Raw genomic sequence first — 25,718 nt, 5'->3', positions numbered from 1 at the left:
CATAATCGTTTCATCGTAAGCAGTAAGCACCTTTGCTGATTCACCTTTTTGGCTTTTCCGGTTGTCTCCTCCACCCTCCTCCTTTGGTGTGGATTTAGCGCGGCTCCAACGAGCCGCGCTTTTTTTTTGCTCTGCGAACAAGCCCCCATTGATGGCGGCGAGCAGTGCCAGAAACGCGCGCCAGCGACCAGGCGCCAAATTGTCGAATCTCCACTCTCGACTCCGAAAACGCAGCAGCGCTGCGTACGGCGCGCACCGGCCCTGAACAAATCTATCGTACGTAACGGCGAAACATCGATTGACACCAGCAGGACAGTTGCCATAACATGCTGGGCTTTCCGTGATCAGGCAAATAAGGACGGCGTTTTTGATGAAGACTTTCTCCGCCAAGTCGCATGAAGTGACCCGCGAGTGGCTTGTGGTTGACGCCACCGACAAGGTATTGGGTCGCCTTGCAACCGAAATTGCTCGTCGCTTGCGCGGCAAGCACAAGCCTGAGTTCACGCCGCACGTCGATACAGGTGACTACATTGTCGTCACCAACGTCGAGAAACTGCGCGTGACCGGCAACAAGGCTGAAGACAAAAAGTACTACCGCCACTCGGGCTACGCTGGTGGTCTCTACGAGACGAACTTCAATAAGATGCAGCAGCGCTTTCCAGGCCGCGTCCTTGAAAAAGCGGTCAAGGGTATGCTCCCAAAGGGGCCTCTTGGTTATGCCATGCTGAAAAAGATGAAGTGCTACGCGGGCACAACCCATCCGCACGCTGCCCAGCAGCCGAAGGTTCTGGAACTCTAAGGGGTCACAATGGCTGATAACTATTTCTACGGCACCGGCCGACGGAAAAGCGCCGTAGCGCGTGTATTCATGAAGCGCGGCAGCGGCAACTTCGTTGTCAACGGCAAGCCGGTTGATGAATTTTTCTCGCGCGTCACCGGGCGCATGATCGTCCGCCAGCCGCTGCAACTCATTGAGCAACTGTCAGGCTTCGACATTCTGGTCAACGTGCAGGGCGGCGGCGAATCGGGACAGGCTGGTGCGGTACGGCACGGAATCACCCGCGCCCTCATCGCCTACGATAGCGAGCTCAAACCAACGCTTTCCAAGGCCGGCTTCGTAACTCGCGACGCGCGTGAAGTCGAGCGCAAGAAAGTCGGTTTCCACAAGGCCCGTCGGCGCAAACAGTTCTCGAAACGATAAGTCTGCGTCGCGAAAAGCGGCTGCGAACTTGCTACGTACCCGCTACGTGTTTTTTCGTAGCCAAAAGCCGCCCCAGGGCGGCTTTTGTGCTTTGCGGGGCTCAGGACTATGATTGCTGGCTATCCGGGAGTCTTTCATGATCAAGGTTGGAATCGTCGGCGGCACCGGCTACACCGGTGTCGAACTCTTGCGCTTGCTGGCACAACACCCGCAGGTGCAACTCATCGCCATCACCTCGCGTGCGGAAGCCGGCACGCCAGTCTCGAGCATGTTTCCCAGTCTGCGGCGAAGGCTGGATCTCAAGTTCGCCGACCCAGCCAACGCCGATCTGCAGAGTTGCGATGTCGTTTTCTTCGCAACGCCCAACGGCGTCGCGATGGCACAGGCGCCAGCGTTGCTTGACGCAGGAGTACGGGTCATTGACCTGGCGGCCGATTTTCGGATCAAGGACGTTGCCGAATGGGAGCGCTGGTACGGGATGTCGCATGCCAGCCCCGAGTGGGTAGCGAAGGCGGTATACGGACTCCCGGAGCACGACCGTGACGGCATCAGTAAGGCTCGTCTGGTGGCCAACCCGGGGTGTTATCCAACAGCCGTCCAACTGGGCTTCATGCCCTTGGTCGAAGCGGGATTGGTGGACCTCGACCAGCTGATTGCCGACGCCAAATCGGGCGTCTCGGGGGCCGGGCGCAAGGCCGAGGTAGGCGCGCTTTTTTCCGAAGCCGCCGACAATTTCAAGGCCTACGGCGTCCCTGGGCATCGTCATCTGCCCGAGATCCAGCAGGGCTTGTCGAGCATGGCCGCGCAACCAGTGGGCCTGACCTTCGTCCCGCACCTGACGCCGATGATCCGGGGTATTCATGCGACGCTCTACGCGCGCATCAAGAGCGAGGCCGACTTTCAACAGATCTTCGAAGAACGCTACAGCGGCGAGGCCTTCGTCGACGTCCTGCCGCCAGGATCGCACCCCGACACGCGCTCGGTTCGCGCCGCGAACGTCTGCCGCATTGCGCTGCATCGACCGCAGCAGGGCAAGGTCCTGGTCGTGCTGTCGGTCATCGACAACCTAGTCAAAGGGGCCGCGGGACAAGCGGTACAGAACATGAACATCATGTTCGGTCTACCGGAAACTGAAGGCCTATGGCAGTTGGCGGTGCTTCCCTAAAACTCAAACGCCTACGCCTACGCCAGCGCTTCGGCATCAACGCACCAAAGCTGGCGCACGCACGGCCACTTTTCAGGATATTGCTCGTCAAACTTGCCAACAGTGCCGGACAAGCCACCAAGGAGTTCAGGGGAGCGCTTGAGTTCCTGCTCACGGTACGCCAGGAAGGCAAAAATGTTATCATCAAGCGGCTGTCGAAGGCCGCGCAGGGATCAGCAAACTATCACCTCGAAATCAAGCACCATCAGCGTTTTGAAGAGCTTTTTTCGGTGCCGCTAAGCGCCGCGCTGAAAGATGTCGAAGCGCACGTATTGCAGGACGACAAGCTTCGCACGCCGCAGGCACTGGCGCTCCAGGAAGGAGCTTTCATGTTCGGACAACGCAAGCGCAGCACGCAGCAGAATGGCATCGACAGTCTGATTGGCGCTGGCACTCGCCTCGATGATGATCAGACTTTCAGCGGCGGCTTGCGTCTCGAGGGCAGCATCGAGGTCTCACGCGCGGTGATCAACGGCGCCTTCGTTGGCCCGATCGTGGCCCGCGACTCGCTGGAACTCCTCGCCAATGCGCGTGTCTCAGGTGACGTTGAATACCGTCAAATCGAAATTCAGCTGGGAGCGTTGTCGAGGGCCGTCTCGTGCACCAGGCAGACACCAAGACGCAGGAACTTAAACTGGCTTCAAGTAGCTGACTTCACCGTCAGCAGTCTCAGATATCCGCTTCAGGAGAACCACCCATGAATACAGCAACTGAAATGCCCATGCCTTTCGTGTTTACCGACAACGCGGCCGGCAAAGTAAAGGAATTGATCGAGGATGAAGGCAATCCGGAGCTGAAACTTCGGGTTTTCGTCACCGGCGGCGGATGCTCCGGCTTCCAGTATGGTTTCACCTTTGACGAAGTCGCCAACGACGACGATACGGCGCTGCAGAAGAACGGTGTCACGCTGCTGGTCGACCCGATGAGCTATCAGTATCTGGTGGGCGCCGAAATTGACTACACGGAAGGCCTCGAGGGTTCGCAATTCGTCATCAAGAACCCCAACGCGTCGACAACTTGCGGTTGCGGTTCGTCATTCTCGGTGTAGGAAAAGGCAGCAGGAAAGCCTTCGCAAGCATAGGTTTGCAGCGCTTTCCTGCCCGCTCCACATACGCTCCCGTCCGTCACGCTCTGAGTTTTCGCTGACGCCCGGTCGGTTGGCCCCATCAGAGTGTGCGCTACCCAGCGCCAACAAAAGCAGCCTGAAAACCAGCCCTAGCGGCTGCCAGGATCGCCTGCTGCCTTGCTTGCATTGAACCAGCGCCACAGCAAGCCCTGTGCATCCTGCCCTGTCAGCACATATTCGAGGGCATTGCGATTGTCGAGTGTCAGGTTCTGCGCCGCCTTGGCGGCCCGCGTACCGGCAAACAAAAGTTGGTCACCCGGTCGCAAAGCCGTTTCATCGCCCGGCAACTCCTGATCGCGTCCGTCGCGCACCAGCAGCAGCGGCAGCAGCGGCAAAAACTCCTGGCGCGCCGCCGGGTCGCGCCGCAAGATTCCCATACTGATCTTCACCTGCTCCATCATCAGCAGCTTGTGCGCCGCCGGCGCGTCGGCCGCGTTCAGTCGGACGCTCCAGACCAGGGGTACGCGGTGGATGCAGAGTTCCTCAAGCTGCTTGGCCACGGTTGCAGCACGTGCATCTGGCCAGGCGCGGATATGACGCAGAAAACGGGTCAGCAGCGGTGAGGTAATTAGCGCCATGCACTCACGCGCGACGATTCGTGACGGAACCATGGTGAAATCGGCGTCGTAAGCGTCGAACAAGACGCCGTTGGCCACCCGGTTCTGACGCACCACGACAAACAGCTCCGGGTTGATCTCCTTGGCAGTCATGGCGATCGAGAGGTTGTTGGTATCGTTGTCCCCACCGGCGACAATTCCGACAGCGGTCTCGATTCCCGCCTGCCGTAGCGGCTCCGCTTCCATGCCGTGGCCGACGATGTGGCGGACAGTGACCGGCAGATTCTGTTCCGGCGCGATGACCGTCAGGCTGACACCTTGTCGCTCGAGATTGCGGACCACCGCCTGACCGAACAGACCGTAGCCGCAAACCACCCAGTCGCCAACCGGCGGATCGTGCCGCTCAGGGACTTCCTGGCCGGGCAGCCCGGTGAGCAGGTCGACCAGACGGAACCAACTCGGTGAATGAATCGCCTGCGCCAGATAGTCGGCAAACTTCTCGAAGTGATTGACCACGTAGTGAGTCCCGAAGGACATCATGTTGCGCTCGACCGCCGGACTGGCGACGCGCGCCACGACCATCAAGCGTGGGTTGACCAGCCGGCTGGCAATCGCCACTGCGAGATTGGCGGCATCGTCGTCGGTGATCGCCAGCACGCCGCGACAGCTGCGATGCTTCAAGCCGGCGAGCAGCAGATTTTGCGGTTGCGCCGCATCAGCACAGAGGACCAGAATGTCCGCCGCGAAGTCTTCAAGCTCCACTTCCTGGATGCGCGCGTCGTTGCGCTCCAGCGCCACCACGCGGATGCCGCTCCGATCGAGCGCACGGGCGATCAGCAAACCCGTTTCGCCGCAACCGCAGACGATATAGAAAGGCTCGCCGAGATGCCGGACCCGGCGCGCGAACTGGCCGCTGCGCAGCACCTGCTGAAAGCCCTTGTCCTGAACCAGAGCCAGCAAGCTGATGATCGAGTACGACCAGCCGATCACCGAGAGGAAGATACACACCGTGCCCCACATCCGCTGGGCATCGGAAAAGGGAACCGGAATTTCGCCAAAGCCAATGGTACTGGCGGTGTAGCTGACAAAATAGAAGGCGTGAAAGAAACTCATCGGCGGTGCCGGGCGGCCTTGCTCATCGATGCCGGGAACCATCGTCAGACCAAGCGTGGACACCGCATAGAGGACGATCAGCACGATCAGCGGTACGCGCATCCGCCGCAAGGCCAGGAAGAAGATGCTGGTGTTCATTCCGGCGGCACCATCAACGGTCATGACCTGTCGAGATGCCCGAGATCATAAAAGTCATCACCGTTCCCCCCTCCCTTCCCTCTGCGCTCTTCCCTCTGCCCTTCGCCCATGGGGGGAGAAGGGAATTTCGTGAGTCGCTTCCGCGACTTTCACACTAACGTCGCAACATCACCGTTTCCGCAATCAGCAACACCAGCGAAACGAAGTTTGCCAGTAAGGCTCCGCCACTGAGCGAAACGACACTGGTGGTGACGTCGGGCGACATTCCCTCGCCTGAGACATGCACGGCGATGGCCCATACGCAGGCTGCGGCCACCAGTTGCAGGTCAGCGACCAGGCTGGTCGACAGGTGCACCGCGCCGATCTGCGTGCGGTCGCCGAACTTCAGGACAGTGGCGATCAGGTTGACGACGATCGCGGCAAACAGCTCATAGATGTGGTGGTGCCTCGGATTGTCGATGTCGCCAATGAAGAAGCCGAAGTTCAGCGTTGCCGCGAGAACAATAAAAAAAGCCGAAAATCACCTTCTCGAGATTCATGAGCACCCTCTCCGCGGCAGACAAAGCCGGCGCACGACCGCCAAGCACTTAGCTTGACAGCATACTCGCCTGCGCTACGAAAGAAAACCGATGGCCAGCAGCGCCAGCACAAAGATCAGCGCCAGCGACGACGAGGAGAGCGTGAACTCGTGCGACCGATCCGCACAGTCGATTGCATAGCCCGCCGGCAGAACACGCCCGCCAGTGCTAAAGTTCGGCCTGGAGTTTGCCGTTGACCGATTGTCTGCTGATTGCCCGCAGACCGCTCGGATTCTTTGTCAAGCTGTTGCTTGTATCGACAAACCGCAAACTGAACGGCGATAGGAGAGAGCAGGACAATGAGAATTCCCGCTGAAGTGGTACCGCCCGTCGCCAACATCGGCCGAGAATCCGACGAAGTCAGCAAACCGGAACCTGTAACCGGCGCCAAAGGCATCAACAACGCCCTTTCGAGTGCGCTGCCAAAGCCGCCCTGGCCTGCCCCTGAGCGGCCGCGGCGCGAGCCGCACGAGGCTGCTCCTGAAAAGACGCCGACGCAGGCGGAGAATCCGCCAGCAGTGGTCGAGCGGCGGCAGAAGGAACGGCGCTCGGAAAAGCGCCCCGTCTTGCTCGACACCCGTTCAAAAAACGGGCGCCGAAAAGCAGGCGGCGACGTCAAGATCAACATCAAGGTCTGATCGCCAAGCACGCTCGGCCAGGAGGGCTCAGCTCATTGAGCAGTCAGCACCGAGCACTCATACTCATACTCACACTACGGTGGTCTGCGCTTCGCCCTCGCTGCGCGGCTTGATGCTACCGATGACCAGCGCTGCTTCGCCAGCATCGTTGAGGATCTTGACGGCCTGTGGTGCGTCCTCGCGGGCAACGACGACGACCATGCCGATCCCGCAGTTGAAGACGCGGTGCATTTCCTCATCGCTGACGCCGCCTTCCTGCTGCAGCCAGTCGAACAATTTTGGCCGCTGCCACGCCGCCTGAGCGATCTCGGCGCGAACATTGTCCGGCAGGATGCGCGGCACGTTACCGGTCAAACCACCCCCCGTAATGTGTGCCATGCCTTTGACCGGCAGCGCCTGCATCAACGCCAGGAGTGGCTTGACGTAGATTCGTGTCGGCGCCATTGCCGCGTCGGCCAGCGTCTGCTCGCCGTCGAAAAGCGCCGCTAAATCAGCCCCGGAACGGGCGATGATCTTGCGTACCAGCGAGTAGCCGTTGGAATGTGCGCCCGATGACCGGAGGCCGAGCAGCACGTCACCGGGAATGATGGTCGACCCATCGATGATTGCCGACTTTTCGACAACGCCGACCGCAAAACCGGCCAGATCGTATTCGCCTTCGGGATACATCCCCGGCATTTCGGCGGTCTCGCCACCGATCAAGGCACATCCGGCCCGCTCGCAGCCCTCGGCAATGCCCTTGATGACGCGCGCCGCAGTACCGACATCGAGCTTGCCGCAGGCCAGGTAATCGAGGAAGAAGAGCGGTTCGGCGCCTTGTACGAGAATGTCGTTCACACTCATCGCCACCAGGTCGATACCGATCGTGTCATGCCGCCGCAGCTGGAATGCCAGCTTGAGTTTGGTGCCGACACCATCGGTCCCGGAGACCAGAACCGGCTCGCGATAGCGCTTCGGGACCTCGAACAGGGCGCCGAAGCCGCCGATGCCGCCGAGCACCCCTTCGCGCAGAGTCTTTCTGGCAAAGGGCTTGATACGTTCGACAAGTTCATCGCCGGCGTCGATGTCAACACCTGCATCGCGATAGGAGAGAGATTCCAGAGTCATCTTGTAGCGCGTCCCGAGCAAGGCAGGCAGATGCCACGTAGTGGTAGAATGGGCCACTTCGATCTGCCCGATCCCGAATTTTATCCGAAATGGCCCTCCCGCGTGCTGATCGCACCGCAAACCCGCAAGCTTGAACTACTCCAGATGCGCCAGTTGATTCTCGACCTGCTGCCGGAAGAGCGACCCAGCTTCGAGAATTTCGTCGTTGGCAGCAACGGTGAAGCGCTGACCGGATTAGCCTCCTGGCTGGCGCCGGCCAACCGCGAGCCGCTGTTCTTTCTCTGCGGTGAAGCCGGCGCCGGTAAATCGCACCTCCTACAGGCCAGCGAAGCCGCGTACACGGATGCGCGAGTGGACCCCGATCTGTCGGCAATGTCGCCATGCGCGCCGAACGACAGCGCCTACGCCGTCGACAACGTCGAAGCACTTAGCGCCGGCGGACAGATCAGCCTTTTCAACCTGATCAATCGCCTAAGCGCCAGCGCCGGGCGCCTCCTCGCGACGGCCAGCGTGCCCCCGCGACAACTCGTCCTGCGCGAGGATCTGCGTACCCGGCTCGGTAGCAGCCTGGTCTACCGACTGCAACCCTTGAGCGACGCCGAGAAACTGGCTGCGCTCGGCGAGCAGGCCCGGGCACGCGGGCTGACCCTGCCAGCGGACGCTCTGGCCTACCTTTTCCTGCGCGCACCGCGCGACATGCGCAGCCTAAGCGCCTTGCTGATGGCCATCGACCGCTACTCGCTGGAACATAAACGCCCGGTCACCCTGAGCTTGCTGCGCGAAGTCCTGCAGGCGCCACTGCAGCTCTAAGCTGCCCGAAAGGCCTACCCATGGATCTTGTTCTTTTTGATCTTGACAATACCCTGATCGCTGGTGACAGCGACTTTGAATGGGCGCAGTTCCTGATCGCCAAAGGGGTGCTCGACCGCGCCTTGTACGAAGCGCGCAACCTCGCGTTTTACGAGCAGTACAAGGCCGGCACGCTCGATATCGAGCTCTTCCTCGATTTCCAGCTGCAGCCGCTGACGCGCTACCCACGCGAGGTACTCGACGCCTGGCTCGGCGAGTTCATGAGCCGACACATCCTGCCGATCGTCGGTGGCAAGGCACGCGCCCTGGTTCGCCAGCACCTCGACAGCGATGCACTGTGCGCCATCGTCACCGCTACCAACAGCTTCGTCACCGCGCCGCTGGCCCGCAATCTCGGTATCGCGCATCTGATTGCCACCATTCCTGCCCACGAGAACGGCCGCTTCACAGGCCAGCCACGGGGCACACCGTCGTTCCGCGAAGGCAAGATCATTCGTGTCGAGGCCTGGCTTGAAGCGATGGGCCTGTGGTGGGGAAGTTTCGAGCGCAGCTGGTTCTACAGCGACTCGCAGAATGACCTGCCCTTGCTGTCGAGGGTCAGCCATCCGGTGGCGGTAGACCCTGACCCGACGCTGCGCGCGCACGCCGAATCCGCCGGCTGGCCGGTCGTCAGCCTCCTGGGCTGACGGCAGCACCGATCGATCGCTGATGGCGCAAGCAATATCGGCTATGATGCCGCGCCTGGAGTACCACAACACAGGAACAAGAATCCATCGATGATCCGCAAGTTCATATCCCGCGTTCTCGGAAGAAAAAGCAGCGACAAACGCAACGAACCGGCACTGATCGCGGTTGACCAGCACGGCCTGCAGCGGGAGCAGATCAGCCGTGGCTGCCGGCAGACCGTCGAGGACTTGCAGCAGAATGGCTACCAGGCCTACATCGTCGGCGGTGCGGTTCGCGACCTGCTTGCCGGATTGACGCCGAAAGACTTCGACGTCGCCACCAACGCCACACCGGAGCAGGTCCGCCGCTGCTTCCGGCGCTCGCGGATCATTGGCCGCCGCTTTCAGATCGTGCACGTCGGCATGGGCGCGGAAACTATCGAAGTGACCACTTTCCGCGGCCATCATGGCGAAGAAGGTGCACATGGCGGCAACAAGGCACAGACCGACGCGCAGGGCCGCTTGCTGCGCGACAACGTTTTTGGCAGCCAGTCGGACGACGCCGCCCGCCGCGATTTTACGGTCAACGCCTTGTACTACGACCCCAGTTCCGAAACCATCATCGACTACCACCACGGCCTCGCCGACCTGCAGCAGAAAACCCTGCGCATGATTGGCGATCCCAAGACACGCTACCGGGAAGACCCGGTGCGCATGCTGCGGGCAGTGCGTCTGGCGGCCAAGATCGGGCTGGCCATCGACCCGGCGGCACGGCGGCCGATCCGTGAGATGGCCGATCTGCTCGACAACGTGCCGCCATCGCGCCTGTTTGACGAGATGCTCAAGCTGCTCACTTGCGGGCATGCGCTGCGCTGCGTCACGCGCCTGCGCGAAGAGGGACTGCACAAGGGCGTCCTGCCGCTGCTCGACGTGATCCTCGAACAGCCGCTCGGCGAACGCTTCGTGATGCTCGCCCTGGAGGCCACCGACCGGCGCGTCGAGGAAGGTAAACCGATCTCACCGGGCTTCCTTTTCGCCACCCTGCTCTGGCATCAAGTCCTGGCCACCTGGGAGCCGCTAAAGAACAGCGGAGAACCCGCGATCCTGTCACTTTTCGTGGCCATGGACAAAGTCCTGCACGTACAGGCCGAAAAGCTCGCCATCACCCGACGCATCGCCGGCGACATCAAGGACATCTGGGCCCTGCAGCCGCGCTTCGAACAGCGCTCCGGAAAGCGAGCCTACGGCGTCCTGCAGCAGCCACGTTTCAAAGCCGGCTACGACTTCCTGCTGCTGCGCGTCGAGTCCGGCGAAGTCGCGCAGGAGATCGGCGACTGGTGGACCGAGTTTCTGCACGCCAGCGATGAGGCCCGCGCGGCGATGCTCCTGCCGGCGGCACCGGGCACGGTCAAGAAACGCCGGCGCCGTCGCCGTCGCGCCAGCGAGGACACCGGGCAAAACCCTGACGCTGCGGAATGACTCGCGGTGACGCTGCGGTACTGGGCGACGAGGCCGCGCAGCCGGCAGAACGCGGGGCGGACGCCAAGAGACTGCCATCCCCGTCCACTTCTTGCACCGACACCAGCAGCGAGCACCTGGCCTACGTCGCCCTGGGCGCCAACCTGGCGGACCCTCTGGCACAGGTCCGTGCGGCTGGTCGCGCGCTGGCCGGCGTAGCCGAATGCCGACTCCTGCGCCTGTCGTCACTGTACCGCAGCGCGCCGGTGGGAAACCGCTCGATCCGCGGCCAGGCCGATTTCATCAACGCCGTCGCCGCCCTGCACACCCGCCTGACGCCGCCGCAACTGCTCGACGCCCTGTTCGCCATCGAACGTCTTTTTGGACGCCGCCGCGAGTATCACCACGCGCCACGCACCCTCGACCTCGACCTCTTGCTTTACGATGAGCAGACCGTCGATAGTCAGCGACTGCGCATACCGCACCCGCGCATGCACCTGCGCGCTTTCGTCATCGCACCGCTGCTCGAAATCGCACCGCAGACGCTGATCCCCGGCCGCGGCAGCGCTGCCGCCTGGCTACCGGCGGTCAGCATGCAAGGCATCGCGAAGTTGGCTGATTAGCACCATCGCCTGACTTTCCTCGTGCAGGACAGCGAAATCACTGCAGCCGCCCCGCACCAGCATCGTCGCCAGAGGAATTCCCGACAGCGCGTCAAACGGTACTGAAGCAGAGGTACTTGATCTCGAGATACTCATCAAGCCCGTGCTTCGAGCCTTCGCGGCCCAGCCCGGACTGCTTGACACCACCGAAAGGCGCGACCTCGTTCGAAATCAAGCCGGTATTGATGCCAATCATGCCGTATTCGAGCGCTTCGCCGACGCGCAGACAACGCGCCACGTCACGCGAGTAAAAGTAGGCGGCAAGGCCGAACTCGGTGTCGTTGGCCATGTGCACTGCCTCCGCCTCGTCGACAAACCTGAATACCGGGGCGACCGGGCCAAAGGTTTCTTCTTGCGCAACGCGCATATCGCTGCTCACGTCGGCGAGTACCGTCGGTTCAAAGAAAGTGCCGCCACGCTGATGACGACTGCCACCGGTCACCACCCGTGCGCCCTTGCGCAGCGCGTCTTCGATATGCGCCTGCACCTTGCTCAACGCAGCTTCGTCGATCAACGGCCCCTGCGTGACGCCTTCGTCGCTTCCCGGTCCAACGCGCAGCGACTGCACGCGCCTGGCCAGCTTGGCCACAAAAGCGTCATAGACGCCGTCCTGAACCAGAAAACGGTTGGCGCAGACGCAGGTCTGTCCGCTATTGCGGTACTTGGCGATCAGCGCGCCTTCGACCGCCGCATCGACGTCAGCATCATCGAAAACGATGAATGGCGCGTTGCCGCCCAACTCGAGCGACAGCTTCTTGATCGTCGGCGCGCTCTGCGCCATCAGCAGGCGACCGACCTCGGTCGAACCGGTAAACGACAGTTTGCGAATCACCGGGCTGGCGGTCAGCGTTGCCCCAATGGTCTTCGGGTCGCCGGTCAGCACGTTGAACACGCCGGCTGGCAGTTCGGCGTCGTGTGCCAGCCTGGCCAGCGCCAGCGCCGTTAGCGGCGTCTGCTCGGCCGGTTTGATGACCACCGTACAACCGGCGGCAAGCGCCGGCGCCACCTTGCGGGTGATCATCGCCAGAGGAAAGTTCCACGGCGTGATCGCCGCACAGACGCCGATCGGCTGGCGAATGGTCAACAAGCGCCGATCAGCGGCCGGGCTTGGAATGCTCTCGCCATAGGCACGCTTGCCCTCTTCGGCAAACCACTCGACAAACGACGCCCCGTAAGCCACCTCCCCACGCGCCTCGACAATCGGTTTGCCACATTCGGCAGTCATCAACTGCGCCAGGTCCTCGGTGTTTTCAAGGATCAGGTCAAACCAGCGACGTAATACCGCGGCGCGTTCCTTGGCCGTCTTTGCCCGCCACTCCGGCAGTGCGACGGCAGCCGCATCGATCGCTCGTACCGTCTCGACAGCGGTCATCAGCGGCACATCGGCAATGGCTGTACCACTTGCCGGGTCAATGACGGCCAGCGTTCGGCCATCGTCGGCGGCTTCCCAGCGACCATCGATGTAGCAGTCGGAGCGCAACAGGCGCGGATCGTTCAGATGCATGACAATCTCCGTATTTCTGAAAACCGCAGTTTATACTGTGCGTCATGCGTGTACTACAGATCCTCGTCGCCAGCGTCCTGTCATTGCTGCTTGTGGCCTGCGGCAGCACCCCCCGCGCCACGAGCGAGCAGTTCGGCCGACAGACCGCTGGCCAGCGAAAAAGGCATGGACGTGGTGATCTTCGCGCTCGGGCTGGTCGATACCAACTACCGCTTCGGCGGCAAGAACCCCGAAGCCGGCTTCGACTGCAGCGGTATGGTCAGCTACATCTACCGACAGGCAGCCGACGTCAAGGTCGCTGGCAGCGCGGCCGACATCGCGCGTCACGGCCGCCCGGTGGACCGCGCGGAGCTGCGCCCTGGTGACCTGGTCTTCTTCAACACCCGCAACGCCCCTTATTCGCACGTCGGTATCTACATCGGCGATGATCGCTTCGTGCACGCGCCATCGACCCGCGGCCAGGTGCGCATCGACAAACTGGCCGCCAGCTACTACGCGCAGCGTTTCCAGACGGCACGCAACTACTTCGACTGAACGCCACCGAAATCCACTGAACTTGCAGCTAGTCGTTGCGTAGCTCGACGCGGCCCTCGACCACCCGCACCCGGTCGCCCTTGAGCACCGTCGGCTCGTCGCTCTGTTCGAGGAAAGCGAAACTGCCGTCCTCGTAGCGAACGGTGAGCACGTAGATCAGCACCGGCGCCGCCGCCTGGCGCGCATCCTTGACGATTGTGCCGGAAGCGAGAACCGGTGTCGTCACCATGTGCGCAGTGGGCGACGCGGGGTTCTGCCGGGCGGCGTTGGCCGGATCGCGGCGAGCCGACGCCTGGCGATTCTCCGAACGTAGCCCGACGACGACACCACAGCGCTCGCAAGGCCCGCCACGTTGCGCTTGCTTCAACTCGCGATAATCATCCACGCTACTCGGTAACTGTAGCTGCGAGTTACTTTGCGCCAGAGCCAAAGGCGACAAGGCAAGCGCCAGCGACAAGCCGGCGAGAATGTGTTCATGCTTCATGACCTGCCACTCCTTCTCAATGCAGTGAGTCTCGACGGCCCGCCCTGCCCGCAGGCGGCGAACCGGCCAAGCGAGTGATCTTAGCACCACCGGAGCGGGCGCCGGCAGGCCGAAAGCACGTTAGTATTGAGCTCTCGACCGACTTCGGCGAGTTCTCGGACAGCGCACCATGGACCCCAAGTCTTTCGTTGACTCCGCAGTGCTCTTGCTGGTCGTCGCCGCGATCGCCGTTACCGTGTTTCGGCATTTCGGCCTCGGTTCAGTGCTTGGCCTGCTGGTCACCGGAATCATCGTCGGGCCGCATACGGCGGGGCCTTTCGTTACCGCCAACGTCGACGACGTCCGCCAATTCACCGAACTCGGGGTGGTGCTGCTGCTGTTCCTGATCGGCCTGGAGATGAAACCACGCCATCTTTGGGATCTACGGCGCACGCTCTTCGGCCTCGGTTCGCTGCAGATCGTTCTGTCCGCTTTGCTGATCGCCGGCTACTTCTGGCTCTTCGAGCACCGCTGGAGCACGGCGCTGCTGATCGGCTTCAGTTTCGCCCTGTCCTCCACGGCCTTCGTGGTGCAAATGCTCAGAGATCAGGGCGAAATCGCCAGCCATCACGGTCAGACAGCGTTTGCCGTGCTGCTGATGCAGGATCTGGCGATCGTGCCACTGCTGGCGCTGGTGCCGGTTCTCGCCGACGTCGGGCCCCTGCCCAAGGACATGCCCCTGTGGGAGCAGCTCGGCCTGGCAGCGGCGATGGTCGCCCTGGTGGTCTGTGGCGGCCGCTATCTGGTGCCGCGGATCCTCGACCATCTGGCGCGCCGGAACAACCGCGAAGCCTTCCTGCTGGCGGCAATGGGCGCCGTGTTCATCGCCGCCTGGGCGATGCACCATGCCGGCATGTCCATGGCCCTGGGCGCCTTCCTGATGGGAATGATGCTCTCGACCTCACGCTACAGCCTGCAGATCGAGGCTGGCATGGAGCCGCACAAGGGGCTGCTGATGAGCCTCTTCTTCGTCGCCGTCGGCATGTCGCTGGACGTGGGAGTGCTGGTCCAGCACCCCTTCGAGTTCGGCCTGCACGTGCTGGCGATCATCGTCATCAAAGTCCTCGTGCTCTACCTGCTCTGTCTGAGCTTCGGAAGCGGGCGCCGCATCGCCTTGAAAGTGTCCTTTCTGCTGGCGCAGGGCGGCGAGTTCGGCTTCGTGCTCTTCGGCGCCGCGAAAGCGCTGGGGATCATCGACGATCTCGTCTTCGTCATGGCTGCGGCCGTCATTTCACTCACCATGTTGCTCACCCCGATGCTGGTAAAGCTCGGCAACTGGCTGGCGCAACGCGCCGCGTCGGCGCCCGTTGGCGTTGACCAGAGCTTCCGCTACTCCGGGCAGGGCAGCGAATCGGCAGTGCGCGTGGTGATCGGCGGCTATGGCCGCGTCGGCCACACCGTAGGAACCATCCTGGCCAGTACCGGCATCTCCTACGTCGCCTTCGATACCGACGCCGTATTGGTCGCCAAATGGAGCGCCGAAGGTCATCCGGTGTTCTACGGTGACCTCGGCGACCCGCAGTTACTGATCGCTGCGTCCTTGCAGAACGTCGACCTGGTGGTGCTGACCATCGACCAGCGGCACACCGCCGTTCGCGCCGCGTCGCTGATTCGCTCGCAACTGCCGCAGGTGAGCATCGTCGCCCGCGCGCGCGACCTCGCCAGCTGCGATGCCCTGCTGCGCGCCGGCGTCAGCAAAGCCTATCCCGAGACACTCGAAGCCAGCCTGCGCCTGGCGGCCGAAACCCTGGAATCGCTGGGCATCAGCAATGCCGAAACCGACATGCTGTTGCGCGAAGTGCGCAGCGCCGACTATGCACTGGTGCGCGCCGGCCCGGAAGGGCAAGCACCCTCGCGCCGCGCGCGCAAGAGCTAAGGCGACTTCTGTCAAATAACATTCCATCTTGCTTGTCTTTTCGCTCGTCTTCTGTGTTACGACAACAGTTACATAGTTCGACTATGCGCCCGTTGTCGCGCCTTGAAGCCAACCGAAAATCCGGCGCAATCTGGTACGTTCTTTTCCGGCAATCGCCCAAGACCGCCATCGCCGCCTGGCGACCATCACCAAGAGGAGGAAAGCAGGCTACTATGGGCTTGTTCACTCGCCGCTTGCCGCTCCCGCGCTCCCGAATACCATGCCATCCGTCCTCCCGATCCGTTACATCGAACCTGTTTACCGGCCGCCCAGCGAAGCCGCGTCGCTGATCCTGCCGATCACCGACGGCTGCTCGTGGAATCACTGCACGTTCTGCGAAATGTACACCGCGGCGCAGAAACGCTTTCGTGCCCGCGACGAGAGCGAGGTGCTGGAGAGCATACAGCGCAGCGGCGAACGCTTCGGCAGCGAGGTCCGGCGCGTCTTCCTGGCCGACGGCGACGCCCTGGTACTCCCGACGCGCCGCCTGCTCGCCGTCCTCGACGCCATCCGCAAGCACCTGCCGGCCGTGCGCCGCGTATCGAGCTACTGCCTGCCGCGCAATCTGCGCCGCAAATCGGTCGACGAACTGCGCGAACTGGCCGCCGCGGGCCTGTCGATCGCCTACGTCGGTGCCGAATCCGGCGACGATGAAGTCCTCGAACGGGTCACTAAGGGCGAGACTTTCGAATCGACGCGTGCCGCGCTCGACAAGCTCGGCGCCGCCGGCATCACACGCTCGGTGATGATTCTCAATGGCCTCGCCGGCCCGGCACTGTCCTTGCGCCACGCCGAGAACTCGGCGCGCCTGCTCAACGCCACGCAGCCCGAATATCTGGCAACGCTGGTGGTCAGTTTCCCACGCGGCGAGGAACGCTTCCGTGGCGGCTTCCCGGGCTGGCGGCCGCTGAGTCAGCACGAGCTGTTCGTCGAAATGGAAAGTTTTGTCGACCAACTGCAACTCAAACGCACGGTTTTCCGCAGCGACCACGCGTCGAACTGGCTGGTGCTCAAGGGCACACTGGGCACCGACAAGCAGCGCTTGCTGCAGCAGCTGCGGCAGGCAATCACCGATCCGCAAGGCGCGTCGCTGCGGCCATCCTGGGCACGCGGGCTGTAAGTGCCTACCGACTACCAGCATTGCGCGGAACTGATCGCCCAGGCCGACGGCCTGCTGATCACGGCCGGCGCCGGCATCGGTGTCGATTCAGGCCTGCCCGATTTTCGCGGCACGCAGGGTTTCTGGGGCGCCTACCCGGCGCTCGGTCGCGCGCGCATCGCCTTTGAGCAGATTGCCAATCCGGCCGCGTTCGAGCGCCAGCCCCGCCTCGCCTGGGGCTTCTACGGGCATCGCCTGCAGCTCTACCGGCAGACCATTCCCCACCCGGGCTTCGCCATCCTGCGCCGGATCGGCGAAAGGCTGGCACATGGCAGTTTCGTGTTCACCAGCAATGTCGACGGACAGTTCCAGAAAGCAGGCTTTCCCGACCATCGCCTCAGCGAATGCCACGGCTCCATCCATCACCTGCAGTGCAGCGCTGGCTGTAACGCTGACCGCGACAGCATCTGGCCCGCCGACGACTTCGAACCCGAGATCGACGAAGAACAGTGTCTGCTGACCGGCGACTTGCCGCTCTGCCCCCGCTGCCGGAAAATCGCCCGCCCGAACATCCTGATGTTCGGCGACTGGGGATGGCTGGGGCAGCGCAGCGACGCCCAGGATCGCCGCCTGCAAGCCTGGCTGCGACGCGTCGAGCGCCTGCTGATCATCGAAGTCGGCGCCGGCACCAACATCCCGACCGTGCGCCTGCTCGGCGAGCGCCTCAAGGGAGCTCTGATCCGTATCAACCCCAGCGAAGCGCACCTACCCGATGAAAAACGCGGCAAAGACGGAAAAGCTGGCCAAGGCCTCGCTATCGCTGCCAGCGGCCTGGAAGCGCTGCGCGCCATTGCCGTCAGTCTGGAATAGCGGGCAGCGCCGACTCCTGGCGATGCCGCTTGGCCACTTCAGGCGGCTGACGGCGACCACAGATCTCGCCGGAACGGCAAGTGCTCTGCCGCCTGCTCGCGGTAGTCGGCCAGCGCCTGCTCCTGCAGCGCCAGATGACGGGCAAGCAGGGCGCGCATTTCAGGATCGGCGATCCAGTGCGCAGAATGCACGGCGGTCGGCGTGAAGCCGCGTGACAGCTTGTGCTCGCCGCCGGCGCCGGGCTCGAAGCGTGCCAGGCCCTGCTGCAGGCAATAGGCAATGCCCTGGTAGAAGCAGAGTTCGAAGTGCAGGCTGTGGTAGTTGCCGCGGCAGCCCCAGTAGCGTCCATAGAGCGCTTCGTCGCTGCGAAAACAGATCGCCACGGCCACCGGCAAGCCGTGATCGCGAGCGATGAAAGCGACCATGCAGCGACCCAGCGCCGTCCCCAGAGCGGCGAAACAGGCCGCCGAGAAAACGGCGTGATTGTTGAACTTCTCGAAGGTATCGGCGTAGAGGGCGTGCAGCAGCGGCCATTCGGCGGGATCGATCTGATCGCCGTGCCTGATTTCGATCGCCAGGCCGCTTTCCTGCACCCGCCGTCTTTCAGCGCGCACCTTGCGGCGCTTGGCGGCGCTGAAGCTCGCCAGATAGCCGTCAAAATCGCCACAACCCGGGTTGATCCAGTGGAACTGCACGTCGTGGCTGATCAACAAGCCCTCGCTCTGCAACATCCTTGCTTCGGCGTCGGCCGGCAAGGCCACGTGCCATGACGACAAACCGGCGCTGCTCAGCAGCGCCCTGGCGCCATCGAGCAAGGCCTGGCGAGCGCCAGTCGCCTGCGGCCCGGCGGCAACCAGCAAGCGTGGTCCGGCCACCGGCGTGTGCGGCAGGCAGCTCATCAACTTCGGGTAGTACTGTCGACCAAGCTGCCGATAGGCGGCGGCCCACGACCAGTCGTAGATGAAATCGCCATGCGAATGGGTCTTCAGGTAGAGCGGCAGAAGGCCGACGACGGCACCGCTTGCGTCGCTGGCCACCAGATGGCGAGCAGCCCATCCCCATTCGCGCGCCGCCGCGCCATGCTCCTCGATGATGGTCAGGAAATCGGCGTTCAGGAAAGGATGACCGGCAGGGCAGAGGCGATCCCACGCCCGGCGCGGAATCGCGCTCGCCGAAGGGACGGTGCTGATTGAGATGCGAGACGGCAAGCGGGTCTCCCGGAGCATGGCGGCAAGTTGGCGGATGCAGCAGGCGATCAGGAACACCGCGCCCGTAGCGATGAAACAGGCGGCAAGGGCCGGCGCGGCGCCAGCCCTTGCCGCCGGCTTCCTGCCCTCAGCGACTGGCCGCAGCTTCGGCCATCAGTTCACCGAAGACATAGGGCAGGATGCCACCCGACCAGTAGTACTGAACCTCGATCGGTGTATCGATGCGGCACAGCAGTGGGCGCTCCAGGCGCTCACCGTCGGCGCGTACGATGGCCAGGGTAAGGTTCTGCATGGGCATCAGATCCGGGCCCAGACCCAGGATCTCGAAGCTCTCGTCACCGCGCAGCTGCAGCACCGTCGCCGAGTCATCGGCCATGAACTGCAGTGGCAGCACACCCATGCCGACCAGGTTGGCGCGGTGAATGCGTTCGAAGCTGCGCGCAATCACCGCACGCACGCCGAGTAGCCGCGTTCCCTTGGCCGCCCAGTCGCGCGAAGAGCCGGTGCCGTACTCTTCGCCGGCGACGACGATGCTCGGCGTAGCGCGCTCAAGGTAGGCCATCGCCGCCTCGTAGACCGTCGTCTGCTGACCATCGAGCAGGGTATGGCCGCCCTCTGGTCGGCGCCCGGCGGCGTCTGCCGGCAACATCAGGTTGCGAATGCGGACGTTGGCAAAAGTGCCGCGCATCATGACTTCATGGTGCCCACGGCGTGCGCCATAGGAATTGAAGTCGGCGCGCTCGACGCCCTGGGCCTTGAGCCAGCTGCCCGCCGGCGTCGCCTCGCCGAAAGCACCGGCCGGCGAAATATGGTCGGTAGTCACCGAGTCGCCGAGCAGCAGCAGCGCGCGCGCACCGGTGATATCGCCTGCCGGCAGGGCGGGCAGCTCGAAAAATGGCGGGCGCGCGATGTAACTCGATGGCGGCCAGTCGTAGACCGCGCCGCTACGCGCCTGAATGGCATTCCACAGATCCTGATCGGCGCCGACATCGGCATAGCGACGGCGGAAGGTTTCCGGATCGAGCGCCAGAGGCAGCACCGCGTCGACTTCTTCCGACGTCGGCCAGATGTCGCGCAGAAAAACCGGCTGGCCATCGGCGCCGATGCCCAGGGCTTCGCTGTCGAGATCGATGTTGACGCGCCCGGCGATGGCGAAAGCCACCACCAGCGGCGGCGAAGCCAGATAATTGGCGCGCAGATTGGGATGGATGCGCGCCTCGAAATTGCGGTTGCCGGAAAGCACCGCCGCAACGACCAGCTGGTTCTCGGTGATCGCCTTGTTGAAGGCCGGATCGAGGTCGCCGGCGTTGCCGATGCAGGTCGTGCAACCGTAGCCGGCCAGCGCGAAGCCAAGTTCGGCGAGCGGTGCCAGCAGTTCCGCCTTCTCCAGGTAGTCGGTGACCACGCGTGAGCCGGGCGCCAGCGAAGTCTTGATGTGCGCCTGCACCTGCAGGCCACGGGCCACCGCTTTCCTGGCCAGCAATCCGGCGGCGATCATCACCGCCGGATTGCTGGTATTGGTGCACGAGGTGATCGCCGCAATCAGCACATCACCATTGCCAAGATCAACGCCGGGCCGTTCGCACGGGTAGCGCTGGGTCAGCGTCTCGGGCGGCCGGGCGAAGCCGTCATCCGCTTCCGGCGCGCTGAACAAGGCATTGAATTTGCTCGCCATATCGGGCAGCGCGATGCGGTCCTGCGGGCGCTTCGGGCCGGCCAGGGAGGGAACGATGCTGGCGAGGTCGAGGCGTACGCTGCGCGAGTAGTCGATCTGGCCAGCACGGGGAATGCCGAACAGTCCCTGGGCACGAAAATAGGCTTCGAAGAGCTCACAGTCGGCTTCGCTATGGCCGGTGGTGCGCAGGTAGCTGACGGTCTTCTGGTCAACCGGGAAGAAACCCATCGTCGCACCGTACTCGGGCGCCATATTGGCCAATGTCGCGCGGTCGGTGACGGTCAGGGTACTGGCACCCTCACCGAAATACTCGACGAAGGTACCGACCACTTTCTGGCGGCGCAACAGCTCGGTCACGGTCAGCACCAGATCGGTCGCCGTGACCCCTTCCCGCAAGCGCCCGACCAATTCGACGCCGACCACATCCGGAGTCAGAAAATAGACCGGCTGCCCGAGCATCGCCGCTTCGGCCTCGATGCCACCGACGCCCCAGCCGACGACGCCGACGGCATTGATCATCGTCGTGTGCGAGTCGGTACCGACCAGTGTGTCCGGAAAACACAGGCTGCCGCCTGCAGTTTCCTGGCGGCGAACGCCGGCGAAGAGATGTTCGAGGTTGACCTGGTGCACAATGCCCACGCCGGGAGGTACGACACGGAAGGTGTTGAAAGCCTGCATGCCCCACTTCATGAACTGATAGCGCTCGTGATTGCGCTCGAACTCCCGGCGCATGTTCTGCTCCAGCGCCTGCGGGGTGCCGTAGTGGTCAACCTGCACCGAATGATCGACGACCAGATCGACCGGTACCAGGGGCTCGATGCAGCGCGCATCGTGGCCGCTGGCCTGTGCTGCGTGGCGCATCGCCGCCAGATCGCAGAGCAACGGCACGCCGGTGAAATCCTGCAGCACCACACGCGCGACGACAAAGGGAATCTCCTCGCTGCGTGGTGCGCTTGGCTGCCACTGCGCGAGCTCGCGGATATTCCTCTCCGTGACCCGATGGCCATCGCAGTGGCGCAGCAGCGATTCCAGCACGATGCGCAGGGACACCGGCAGGCGGGCAATGTTGCCGATCTCGGCCGCGGCCAGCGCCGGCAGCGAGTAGAACAGCGCCTCCGGCTGAGCAGGCGGAGAGAAGCGGGACAGCGTATTGAACGGCGAATGCGACATGGAAGACCTCCGCAGGGTTGTGCACGAGATACACGAAACAATCGGGCCAACGTCGGACCGACATCGGGCAGCAGGCAATTGCGCAATCGGGCTCGTTTCCACCGCTGGACAAGCTGCCAACTCGGCCGGCGTGGCTTGGTGGCCGGCGTGGCTGGCGTGGCCTCCGCAATGGCAGCTGCGGGCGCAGTTCAGGTTGGCGACAGCTTAATAATAACCGCTAATCCAACGCCCTTCCCTTTCCAGGGAAAAGGCACGCCGCCCGACACCGTCCCGGCAACTGCCGCCCGGCAGTGCCTGCGCATTCGACAGGCTTTGTATACAATCCTTGCGTATCAACTTCGTGACGCTTCTTTCGAGCGCTCGTTTCCCTCACCCCAAGGAGACCCAAATGGCCGCAAAAATGATTCTGATGATCACCGGTGACTTCACCGAGGACTACGAAACGATGGTTCCCTTCCAGGCCCTGCAGATGGTCGGCCATACCGTGCACGCCGTCTGCCCGGGCAAAATTGGCGGCGAACAGGTACGCACCGCAATCCACGATTTCGAAGGCGACCAGACCTACAGCGAAAAGCCGGGACACCGCTTCACGCTCAACGCCGAGTTCGCCACCGTGAACGCCGAAGACTACGACGCGCTGGTCATTCCCGGTGGCCGCGCGCCCGAATACCTGCGCCTCGACCCGGCAGTGATCGCCATGGTTCAGCATTTCGCCAGCGCCGGCAAACCGATCGCCGCCATCTGCCACGGTGCGCAACTGCTGGCTGCCGCCGGTGTGCTGGCGGGGCGCTCGTGCTCCGCCTATCCAGCCTGCGCGCCCGAAGTCCGCGCGGCCGGTGGCAGCTTCGCCGACATCCCGATCGATGAGGCGCTGGTCGATGGCAATCTGGTCAGCGCACCGGCCTGGCCCGCACACGCAGACTGGCTGGCCAAATTCCTGAAAGTCCTCGGAACGCGCATCGAGCCATGAGGCGCTGACGGTCATGACATGTCGAGACACCCCTGATGATGAAAGTCATGACCGTTTCCCTCTTCCCCTGCCCCTTCTCCCGCGAGGGAGAAGGGAGTTTCGTGAGTCGCTTGCGCGACTTTCACATTAACCCCCCGGCGGGTGAGCCGCGGCTCACCACAGCTTGCGCGTATCGAGCCAGCTCACCCGTCCGGTGCGACGCTTGACTTCGTGGTACATGTGCGCGGTTCCGCCCGGGCCGTCGCCGCCACCGCCATCCCACAGGCAGATGAAACGCACCTTGTCGACCCCCCAGGCCAGGGCGGTGTACAGTAGCCAGAGGTTACAGCGCTCGAAAGCATTCGCCGCTTCGCCGCGCTCGTCCCTTGGCGGCGTACCGAGTTCCGCCGGCATGATCCGCGGCTCCTCGGCAAGCATGCTGGTCAGCGTGAAGTAGCGCTGCCGCCAGTGCTCGCCGTTGCTCGCCGGCAGAACCGAGCGCTCGATGAACTCGGGCTCCTCGAAAGGGAGCATCGCTTGCAGGCGGACGCCGCGCGCCTGACACGCTTCCAGAAACAGCAGGTCGCCGCCACTGGCGGCCTGCGCTAGCGCCAGGTCCCCTGGCCCCGCGGCGAGCTGATCGAGCGCCTCGGCGATCTTCGCTGCCGCCAGCGCCTCCTTCTCGGCAGCAAAACGCGGCGGTTGGCGGCCGGCGGAATCGATCATGTGACCGCTGAAGAGCAGCACCTGGCGGGGCTCGAACGGCGGACTGCTGCGCTCGATCTCGCGTTCGACGATGGCCAGCGCCGCAGCCGTCTCGGCTGGCCGGAAGTCGATATCGCGCAGAAGCTGCAGCGTCTGGCGACTCGAATCGAGCGCGAACCAGTCGCCGTTGGCCGCCGCCACCATGTTCGCGTACTCCTTGCCGATACTCGCCGGCGGATTGACCAGCAAACAGAGTTCGGCGTAGCTGGCGCGCGCCCAGTAGTCCTTGCGATTGCGCTCCTGGGCAGTCAGGCTGGCCCAGAGGACACCACCGATGAGGTTGTCGATCACCGTCTGGCTGGTCTCGCCGCCACAATGCTGGCGCAGAAGTTGCAAGGTCAGCGCGTTGATCCCCGAGTAATGATGCGCCGGGTCGGCGATGAAGGCCTGGTAGTAGGGGTCAATGGCCTCGCCAAGCGCCGCATTCTCATGCTTGGCGGCAGCGTGCATCTCTGCCGGCGTCAGCCCTGGCCGGCGCCAGCGCGCCAGCCAGTTCTCCTTTTCGACGCGCCCGAGCAGTGCCCAGCATTCGGCATCGCGAGGATAGTCACGGGTCAGTTGCCGCACCCATTCGCGCGCCTCCTCGAAGCGGCCCAGGCGACCCAGGCAGACCGCCTTTTTCTCCCGGCTGGCCTTGTCATCAGCGTCGATGGCCAGCGCCAGATCGAACTGCTCGAGCGCCAGCTGATACTGCTTGAGCTTGAGCAAGGCGTTGCCGGCGGTATGCTTGGCTTCACGGTGCAGGGCGCGGATTGGCGTCTCGTCGGCGAGCAGCAGAATATCGCCGGGACGGTTTTTCTGCCGCGCGATCTCCATTCGCCGATCCCAGCTGGCATGGGCGTCGGAAAACTCGTTGTGCTGTTCGAGCAGCAGCTGCCGCCACTGCGGCTGTTCAAGATTGGGAATGCGCTTAAAAACCGGGCTCACCTTGCGCCGCGTCGAGCTGGCCATGCTGGCCAGCGCCATCGCCGTCAAGGCGGCACAGTCAGCCGCCAGAGTGGCCGGGTCAGGGGCACCGTCGCGCAGCGTGTAGCGCAGCTTGCGATCGGTATAGGTGTCGAAGGGCTGGCTGGCCCGTGGCCCCTGCACCAGCACCACGCCACGCGCGCGCAGCGCGTGCCGGACACCGAGCTCATACCAGACATTGGGATTGTCCAGCGTCAGATCGGCGACCACCAGATCGGCGAGCAGCAGTTCCTGGAACATGTCATCCAGGATATCACCGGGACGCTCCTCTTCGTCGGCCTTGAAAACTGCCATCCCGGCCGCCTTCAGCGCTGGCCAGATGTACTCGGCGTAGACCCGATTGAAGTCGATCAGCTGCCCATCGGGCCCGCGCTTGCTGCCGAAGGGCATGACGACGAAAGCGTGTGCCTTCATGCCTGCCTAAGCGTCATGACCTGTGCCGACACGCCAGTCAGCGCGCCGGCACAAGCCGTGAGGAAGCTGACGAGGACAAGGGCTGAGAGGAAAGACCGGAACTTCTGCATCATGGCGATCCTTTCTCAAGGATGGTTGATGGAAAAATGGCTGTGCGCGTCCCCTACCACAAGCGGCGGAGGCGACAAACGCACCTAGCGTTTCCGCGTCGCGCGTTGACGCCCGGCACTGGCCGCTGCCTTCGACGGCAGCGCTTTCGCCAACGCCGCCGCAACCGGCGTCGCACCATGCGGGCGATCGCCGCGCTGGCATGCGCCGGGCCTGAGGCCTTCAGCAAGGGCGATCAGGCGGTCGGCCGCCAACTGCCAGCCGCCCCCGTGACCATGATCGTGAGCGAGGGAGCGAGCGTCACAGAATCGCGACAACAGGCAAATCTGCGCAAGCACCGAGTCGAGTTGCTTCGGCTTGAGGCAAAGAGAGGACAGCGTCTCCTGGTAAGCACGCGTCACTTCGTCGAACGCCAGTTGGCCGACAGCTCCGGACTGCATGAGCCGAGCATCGAGCAGGTGCTCGACGAGCAGCGCCTCAGGCTCGCGCATCGCGTCCCAGAAATCGGCACTGCGGGCGTAAGCGTCGCGGGCCGCGGAACGGCAGTAACGCGCCAGGGCAATGGCCTCGATGTCGGTGTTGGCCGCGTTGCCCTCCCCCTCCCCTTGCCGCTCGCCATCTGCCGGCACCAACAAAGCCTCGATCGCCAGCCGGTTGAGCGCGTTGTAGGATCGGAAAGCCGCATCGCCCGGCCGTCCCTCGCCTTGCCGGTAAAAACCAGCGCTGTCGCGCAAAGCCTGGTCCATCTGCGCCAGCGCGCC

Annotated in this window: 23 protein-coding genes and 1 pseudogene; 15 read left to right on the top strand and 9 right to left on the bottom strand. The window is 63.4% G+C overall.

What is annotated here, in order from left to right:
- The first annotated feature begins 370 nt into the window (after positions 1–370).
- The 5 genes from rplM to erpA all read left to right on the top strand — a co-directional run bounded on the left by rplM (position 371) and on the right by erpA (position 3,453).
- Positions 371–799 (top strand): 50S ribosomal protein L13, encoded by a 429-nt coding sequence (rplM, locus tag E4Q23_RS17590; RefSeq protein WP_169067843.1) that lies wholly within the window; start codon positions 371–373, stop codon positions 797–799.
- A 9-nt stretch (positions 800–808) separates the two neighbouring features.
- Entirely contained in the window at positions 809–1,201 is a 393-nt protein-coding gene (gene rpsI, locus E4Q23_RS17585) for a 30S ribosomal protein S9 (RefSeq protein ID WP_169067842.1), read from the top strand.
- Positions 1,202–1,337: 136 nt separating this feature from the next.
- Positions 1,338–2,366, top strand: coding sequence for an N-acetyl-gamma-glutamyl-phosphate reductase (gene argC / locus E4Q23_RS17580; RefSeq protein WP_169067841.1), 1,029 nt, complete (start codon positions 1,338–1,340; stop codon positions 2,364–2,366).
- The gene (locus E4Q23_RS24940) at positions 2,342–3,106 is read left to right on the top strand and encodes a bactofilin family protein (protein WP_336511723.1); all 765 of its coding nucleotides are present in this window, start codon (positions 2,342–2,344) and stop codon (positions 3,104–3,106) included. The genes argC and E4Q23_RS24940 overlap by 25 nt, the downstream gene beginning before the upstream one ends.
- A complete protein-coding gene (erpA, locus tag E4Q23_RS17570) occupies positions 3,103–3,453 on the top strand; it encodes an iron-sulfur cluster insertion protein ErpA (RefSeq protein WP_169067840.1) in 351 nt (116 codons plus the stop codon). The genes E4Q23_RS24940 and erpA overlap by 4 nt, the downstream gene beginning before the upstream one ends.
- Before the next feature lie 167 nt (positions 3,454–3,620).
- Here the strand turns inward: erpA and E4Q23_RS17565 are convergent, their stop codons facing one another.
- Both E4Q23_RS17565 and E4Q23_RS17560 read right to left on the bottom strand, forming a co-directional pair.
- Positions 3,621–5,339 carry a potassium channel family protein gene (locus tag E4Q23_RS17565; RefSeq protein WP_169067839.1) on the bottom strand — a complete coding sequence of 573 codons (1,719 nt, stop codon included), beginning with the start codon at positions 5,337–5,339 and terminating at the stop codon, positions 3,621–3,623.
- A 154-nt stretch (positions 5,340–5,493) separates the two neighbouring features.
- Positions 5,494–5,878: pseudogene (locus E4Q23_RS17560) on the bottom strand (DUF6394 family protein).
- Between the two features lie 338 nt (positions 5,879–6,216).
- Here E4Q23_RS17560 and E4Q23_RS17555 point away from each other — a divergent pair.
- A complete protein-coding gene (locus E4Q23_RS17555; RefSeq protein WP_169067838.1) occupies positions 6,217–6,555 on the top strand; it encodes a hypothetical protein in 339 nt (112 codons plus the stop codon).
- A gap of 69 nt (positions 6,556–6,624) precedes the next feature.
- Here the strand turns inward: E4Q23_RS17555 and purM are convergent, their stop codons facing one another.
- Positions 6,625–7,662, bottom strand: coding sequence for a phosphoribosylformylglycinamidine cyclo-ligase (gene purM / locus E4Q23_RS17550; RefSeq protein ID WP_169067858.1), 1,038 nt, complete (start codon positions 7,660–7,662; stop codon positions 6,625–6,627).
- 30 nt (positions 7,663–7,692) lie between these two features.
- On the opposite strand from purM, the gene hda reads away from it, so the two are divergent.
- The 4 genes from hda (at position 7,693) to folK (ending at position 11,218) form a co-directional block, all read left to right on the top strand.
- On the top strand, positions 7,693–8,472 hold the full coding sequence (hda, locus tag E4Q23_RS17545; protein ID WP_248595546.1) for a DnaA regulatory inactivator Hda: 780 nt from the start codon (positions 7,693–7,695) through the stop codon (positions 8,470–8,472).
- A 20-nt stretch (positions 8,473–8,492) separates the two neighbouring features.
- The gene (locus E4Q23_RS17540) at positions 8,493–9,158 is read left to right on the top strand and encodes an HAD family hydrolase (RefSeq protein WP_169067837.1); all 666 of its coding nucleotides are present in this window, start codon (positions 8,493–8,495) and stop codon (positions 9,156–9,158) included.
- A gap of 90 nt (positions 9,159–9,248) precedes the next feature.
- Complete coding sequence (pcnB, locus tag E4Q23_RS17535; RefSeq protein WP_169067836.1) at positions 9,249–10,616, top strand: polynucleotide adenylyltransferase PcnB; 1,368 nt, start codon at positions 9,249–9,251, stop codon at positions 10,614–10,616.
- A complete protein-coding gene (gene folK, locus E4Q23_RS17530) occupies positions 10,613–11,218 on the top strand; it encodes a 2-amino-4-hydroxy-6-hydroxymethyldihydropteridine diphosphokinase (RefSeq protein WP_169067835.1) in 606 nt (201 codons plus the stop codon). Before pcnB ends, folK begins: the two co-directional genes overlap by 4 nt.
- A gap of 91 nt (positions 11,219–11,309) precedes the next feature.
- Here folK and E4Q23_RS17525 read toward each other — a convergent pair whose 3' ends face one another.
- On the bottom strand, positions 11,310–12,761 hold the full coding sequence (locus E4Q23_RS17525) for an NAD-dependent succinate-semialdehyde dehydrogenase (protein ID WP_169067834.1): 1,452 nt from the start codon (positions 12,759–12,761) through the stop codon (positions 11,310–11,312).
- Positions 12,762–12,926: 165 nt separating this feature from the next.
- On the opposite strand from E4Q23_RS17525, the gene E4Q23_RS17520 reads away from it, so the two are divergent.
- Positions 12,927–13,295, top strand: coding sequence for an NlpC/P60 family protein (locus E4Q23_RS17520; protein WP_169067833.1), 369 nt, complete (start codon positions 12,927–12,929; stop codon positions 13,293–13,295).
- Between the two features lie 28 nt (positions 13,296–13,323).
- On the opposite strand, the gene E4Q23_RS17515 is transcribed toward E4Q23_RS17520, so the two are convergent.
- A complete protein-coding gene (locus E4Q23_RS17515) occupies positions 13,324–13,779 on the bottom strand; it encodes a hypothetical protein (RefSeq protein ID WP_169067832.1) in 456 nt (151 codons plus the stop codon).
- Positions 13,780–13,948: 169 nt separating this feature from the next.
- On the opposite strand from E4Q23_RS17515, the gene E4Q23_RS17510 reads away from it, so the two are divergent.
- The 3 genes from E4Q23_RS17510 (at position 13,949) to E4Q23_RS17500 (ending at position 17,702) form a co-directional block, all read left to right on the top strand.
- Positions 13,949–15,694, top strand: a complete 1,746-nt coding sequence (locus E4Q23_RS17510) for a cation:proton antiporter (RefSeq protein ID WP_169067831.1) — start codon at positions 13,949–13,951, stop codon at positions 15,692–15,694.
- Between the two features lie 259 nt (positions 15,695–15,953).
- Positions 15,954–16,853 carry a radical SAM protein gene (locus E4Q23_RS17505; protein WP_169067830.1) on the top strand — a complete coding sequence of 300 codons (900 nt, stop codon included), beginning with the start codon at positions 15,954–15,956 and terminating at the stop codon, positions 16,851–16,853.
- Positions 16,854–17,702 carry a Sir2 family NAD-dependent protein deacetylase gene (locus E4Q23_RS17500; protein ID WP_169067829.1) on the top strand — a complete coding sequence of 283 codons (849 nt, stop codon included), beginning with the start codon at positions 16,854–16,856 and terminating at the stop codon, positions 17,700–17,702.
- Between the two features lie 38 nt (positions 17,703–17,740).
- On the opposite strand, the gene E4Q23_RS17495 is transcribed toward E4Q23_RS17500, so the two are convergent.
- Both E4Q23_RS17495 and acnA read right to left on the bottom strand, forming a co-directional pair.
- Positions 17,741–18,910, bottom strand: coding sequence for a GNAT family N-acetyltransferase (locus tag E4Q23_RS17495; protein WP_169067828.1), 1,170 nt, complete (start codon positions 18,908–18,910; stop codon positions 17,741–17,743).
- A 127-nt stretch (positions 18,911–19,037) separates the two neighbouring features.
- Positions 19,038–21,755 (bottom strand): aconitate hydratase AcnA, encoded by a 2,718-nt coding sequence (acnA, locus tag E4Q23_RS17490; RefSeq protein WP_169067827.1) that lies wholly within the window; start codon positions 21,753–21,755, stop codon positions 19,038–19,040.
- A 388-nt stretch (positions 21,756–22,143) separates the two neighbouring features.
- Between acnA and E4Q23_RS17485 the strand changes: the two genes are divergently transcribed.
- A complete protein-coding gene (locus E4Q23_RS17485; protein ID WP_169067826.1) occupies positions 22,144–22,725 on the top strand; it encodes a DJ-1/PfpI family protein in 582 nt (193 codons plus the stop codon).
- A gap of 153 nt (positions 22,726–22,878) precedes the next feature.
- Here E4Q23_RS17485 and E4Q23_RS17480 read toward each other — a convergent pair whose 3' ends face one another.
- Positions 22,879–24,849 (bottom strand): tetratricopeptide repeat protein, encoded by a 1,971-nt coding sequence (locus E4Q23_RS17480; RefSeq protein ID WP_169067825.1) that lies wholly within the window; start codon positions 24,847–24,849, stop codon positions 22,879–22,881.
- Between the two features lie 194 nt (positions 24,850–25,043).
- Positions 25,044–25,703: a hypothetical protein gene (locus E4Q23_RS17475; RefSeq protein WP_169067824.1), complete on the bottom strand. Its 660-nt coding sequence runs from the start codon at positions 25,701–25,703 to the stop codon at positions 25,044–25,046.
- Positions 25,704–25,718 lie beyond the last annotated feature (15 nt).

This window comes from Candidatus Accumulibacter phosphatis (assembly GCF_012939955.1).
Taxonomy (GTDB): domain Bacteria; phylum Pseudomonadota; class Gammaproteobacteria; order Burkholderiales; family Rhodocyclaceae; genus Accumulibacter; species Accumulibacter delftensis.
Note: the sequence above shows the minus strand (reverse complement) of the source record. Positions and strands in the feature narration are given on the sequence as shown.